Below are 684 nucleotides of genomic sequence, written 5' to 3' on the forward strand. Positions count from 1 at the left end.
GTAGCTATGTGCGGAAGGGATAACCGCTGAAAGCATCTAAGCGGGAAGCCTCCTTCAAGATGAGATCTCCCCGAGACCTAGAGTCTCCTAAAGGGTCCAGCAAGACTAGCTGGTTGATAGGCACGGTGTGGAAGCGCTGCAAGGCGTTGAGCTAACGTGTACTAATACCCCGTGAGGCTTGACCATATAACCCCAAGGGGTTTGCAAGACTTTGCTGAAGTAAGCGCAAAGTCGGATCGGTGAACAATCACCGACAACGCAGGATACGCGCTGCCTCGTAGAGCGGGCAGGCAATGAGACGTCGCTCAGTCAGCATGATCCGAATCGGTTGGAATGAGGGTTGGGTAAGCCGTGAAGGCCCATCATTCCGACGTCAGTTTTGCCTGACGACCATAGCGAGCGGGAACCACCTGATCCATGCCGAACTCAGTAGTGAAACCGCTTAGCGCCGATGGTAGTGTGGGGTCTCCCCATGCGAGAGTAGGTCATCGTCAGGCATCTATTCCGAACCCCGGCCATTGGTCGGGGTTCTCTTATTTAGGGGTCTCCCCATGCGTTTAGGGGTCTCCCCATGGAGAGTCCCGGAGTGCCGGCCCACGGATGGCCGCCCCAATCATCGTCAGGCATCTATCCGAAACCCCAGCCAATAGGCTGGGGTTTTTTTATATCGGTCTTTCAATAGAT

General features: G+C 55.0%; 2 rRNA genes. Both read left to right on the forward strand.

Annotation, left to right across the window (positions count from 1 at the left end):
* A 23S ribosomal RNA gene (locus tag BTW08_RS18255) occupies positions 1-186 on the forward strand; the annotation flags it as partial.
* Positions 187-382: 196 nt separating this feature from the next.
* Positions 383-497 (forward strand): 5S ribosomal RNA (gene rrf / locus BTW08_RS18260).
* Positions 498-684 lie beyond the last annotated feature (187 nt).

The organism is Salinicola sp. MH3R3-1, from assembly GCF_001937155.1.
GTDB classification, from domain to species: domain Bacteria; phylum Pseudomonadota; class Gammaproteobacteria; order Pseudomonadales; family Halomonadaceae; genus Salinicola; species Salinicola halophyticus.